The following is a 3,346-nucleotide window of genomic DNA, read 5'->3' on the forward strand; positions in this document are numbered from 1 at the left end:
CCCCGATCACAAGATCAGCGACAGAGCCCGTAATTCCCCAGGGCTGCGGTCACGTAATTCCCCATGGGCTGGCTGAGGCGGCCCAGGCGGGCCGCCGGTGTCAGCCCGATGCCGTGCGCTCGGTCGGGAGCGAGAGGCGGATGCGGCGCCGCGCCGGGTCCACTTCGGCGATCCGCGCCGTCAGCTCGTCACCGACCCGGATATCGCGGTCGCTGCCGAGGCGCGACAACTCGGAGCTGTGGAGTAGGCCGTCCATCCCGTCGTCAACGCTCACGAACACGCCGAACGGGACCAGCCTCGTGACGCGTCCCCGCAGGATGCTGCCGACCTGATCAACCCAGGCCAGCCAGGGGTTGGGCTGCAGGGCGATCAGGGACAGGACAGCCTGCCCGCGCACCTCGGCGTCGACGGCGAGGACCGCCGCGGTCACCCGCTGGCCAATCGTCACGACCTCGTCGCAGGAAGAGATCCACTTCCAGGAGACCTCCGGCGGTGGAATGAAGCCCACCGAAGGCTCGGGGGCTCCGTCAAGGTCGACAATCACGCCGAAGGTCTCACTCGCGGTGACCACACCAGTGCGTTCTTCACCGCGACGGAGTGTCGCCAGAAACGCTTTCAGCGCCGGGGAAGGAAGCGGATAGGTCACGGCTGCGACCCTATGCCACCCCTACTTCAGTGGGCGACCGGCTCTCTCCTGATGGTCGCCGGCGGCTGACGTGGGGTTCTTGGGGCGTTTGTTCGGCCGGTAGCTGGGGCCGTTCATGATGACCTGGTGGCTGGTGTTGATCAGCCGGTCCAGGAGCGACTCGGCGACGACGGGGTTGGGGAAGAGTGGATACCAGTCGCTGGGAGCCCGGTTGCTGGTGATGATCAGGGACCGGCCCTGCCGCTCGCTGACCAGTTCGTAGAGGTCGTCGGCCTGGGCGGCGGTGAGCTGGCGCATCGCGAAGTCGTCGAGGATGAGGACGTCGGGGCGGACGAGCTCGCGGATCCGCTTGTCCCAGGTGCGGTCGGCATGGCCGCCGGCCAGGTCCGCCAGGATCCGGCTGGTCTTGGCGAAGCGGACGTTCGCACCCTGCCGGACGGCCAGGTGCCCGAGGGCCTGGGCGACGTGTGTCTTTCCGACCCCGACTGGCCCGAACAGAACTACGGACTCGCCGGCATGCAGCCAGCGCAGAGCGGCCAGGTCACGGATCTGGGCCGCGGGCAGCTTCGAGGACGCGGTGAAGTCGAACTCCTCAAGGGTGACCTGCTGCTCGAACTTCGCTTTCTGTAGGCGCCGTTGGAAGGCGACGGTCTCGCGGCGGGTGATCTCGTCCTGGCAGAGCACCTGGAGGAAGTCCAGGTGCCCGAGCTCGCCGCCGTGGGCCTGGGCCAGGCGGGCGTCGAGGGTCTCCAGCATCCCGGACAAGCGAAGCGTCTTCAGCGACTCGCGCAGGGCGGTGTCCATCACGCTCATCGTGCGGTCTCCCGGGTGTCGTCACGGTCCTGGTCGCCGTGGAGTTCGTCCTGTGTCTGGGTGGGGATGGTGGCGGCGAACAGGCCCTGGGGCCCGTGGAGGAAGGCCGCGGCCCCGGCGTCGCCGCTCTCTGGCTCGGGGTCGGTCTCGGTGCCGGCGATCAGGATGCCCTTGATGGTGCGGTAGGACGGGTCGCCGACCGTGATGGCCTTGGTGCATGCGGCCTCCAGTCGCTGGTCGCCGTACTTCTTCCGCAGCCCGAGGACCCCCTGGGCGGCGCGGAGCCGGTAGAGCGCGTTGACCTCCAGCAGCAGGTCGATGACCTCCTGGCAGGCGTCGCCGACCTCGGACGCCTGGGTGCGGCACCAGATCGGCGTCTTCATCTGGAACGCGATCTTCTCCGGCGGGTAGTCGCCCCGGTCGGTGCGTTTGCCCTGGTCCAGGGCGGCGTGGGTCTTGACCAGCTCGCCCTCGTGGAAGACCTGGACCATGGTCGCGGTGGAGCGGACGTCCACGCGCTGGCCGATCAGCTTCCAGGGCACCGAGTAGAGAGTGCGGCCCACCTTGATGTGGATGTCCGGACCGACCGTCGCGGTGGACCAGCGCGCCAGTACGAACGGCTTGTCCGGCAGCGGCAGCAGGGCCGGGGCCTCGACGGCCTCGAACACCGACAGCGGGGCGGCACCGTCCAGAGGCCGACACTGCCGCCGCCCGGCCACGTTCCGGGCCCAGGTGATGGCCTCGGCCTGCATGTGCTCGATCGAGGTGAACTGACGGCCGCTCCAGAACGAGTCGCGGACATAGGGCATCGGCCGTTCGACCCGCGGCTTGTCCTTCGGATGCAAAGCTCTCGCAGGGTCCACCAATGCGCCGTAGTAGGTGGCGAGTTCGGCATACGCTCTGTTGATCTTCGGGTCGTAGAGATCGGGCTTGTCCACTCCCGTGCGCAGGTTGTCCGGCACCAGGCGACGCGGAATGCCGCCGAAGTAGCGGAACGCCTCGGCGTGGGCCTCGGTCCAGGCGTGCTGGTCCATGTGGACCACCGGTCGGACGAACATGTGCCGCGAACAGGGCAGCACCATCACGAACGCCCAGATCCGGTGCCGTTTGCCGGTGCCCGGGTTGATCCACTGCCCCAGGAAGCCGTAGTCGATCTGGGCTTCCGAGCCCGGCTCGACGTCGTCCCGCAGCACGGTGACCTTGGACCTGGCCGTCATCTCCGGCAGGTTCTCGTGCACCCAGCGGCGGAACGACGACAGGGACGCCTTCAACTTGCCTTCATCACGCAGTCGTTGATGGATTGTGGTGACGGTCGTGGTCTCCAGCAGGTTCTTGACGTAGTCGCGGTGCTCGTCGATCTCCCCCCAGGTGATCTGGTTCAACCGCCGGCTGGCGAGCTCCGGGAACCAGCTTTTGATGAGTTTGGACCAGTCCGCCTCGCTCATCGGCGGCCCGCCCGGGATGATCCCGGCAGCCTCTGCCGGCCCCAGATACTTCCTGACCGTCTTGCGGTCCACTCCAAGTGAGGCGGCGAGCTGGCTCTTCGAGCGGCCCGCGTACCAGTGGACGTAGATCTCGATGATGTCGACCACGGTGAACGTTCTCCTTGCCATCCGATGCGTCCGTCGACCTCTCGGCCTGTAGGTCGAGGGACAGCTACGACTCCGAGATGGTCATCAGGACCCTCAACCCGGCACCGGCATGCCCATGGGGAACCCGGAGGAATCTGGAGGGATGGCTACTCAACGCTCAAACCACCCGAAACAGGGAAAGTTCGACCTGATCCCGGGAGTGTCACGGCGCCCGTCCACGACCGCCGTCCCCATGGGGAAACGTGACCACAGGGGTGGGGAATTACGGGCTCTGTCGCTGATCTTGTGATCGGGG

The 3,346-nt window shown here is 67.4% G+C and carries 3 protein-coding genes; all 3 read right to left on the minus strand.

The annotated features are described in order from the left end of the window. Nucleotides 1-100 precede the first annotated feature (100 nt). Genes ABZT03_RS43465 through istA form a run of 3 tightly spaced genes read right to left on the minus strand, consistent with a single transcriptional unit; the run spans nt 101 to nt 3,072 of the window. A complete protein-coding gene (locus ABZT03_RS43465; RefSeq protein WP_356049743.1) occupies nt 101-646 on the minus strand; it encodes a S1 RNA-binding domain-containing protein in 546 nt (181 codons plus the stop codon). 21 nt (nt 647-667) lie between these two features. Then, nucleotides 668-1,459, minus strand: coding sequence for an IS21-like element helper ATPase IstB (gene istB, locus ABZT03_RS43470; RefSeq protein ID WP_356049745.1), 792 nt, complete (start codon nt 1,457-1,459; stop codon nt 668-670). Next, complete coding sequence (gene istA, locus ABZT03_RS43475) at nt 1,456-3,072, minus strand: IS21 family transposase (protein ID WP_356049747.1); 1,617 nt, start codon at nt 3,070-3,072, stop codon at nt 1,456-1,458. The genes istB and istA overlap by 4 nt, the downstream gene beginning before the upstream one ends. Nucleotides 3,073-3,346 lie beyond the last annotated feature (274 nt).

It is taken from the genome of Streptomyces sp. NPDC005574 (genome assembly GCF_040605435.1).
In the GTDB taxonomy this organism is placed as follows: Bacteria; Actinomycetota; Actinomycetes; order Streptomycetales; family Streptomycetaceae; genus Streptomyces.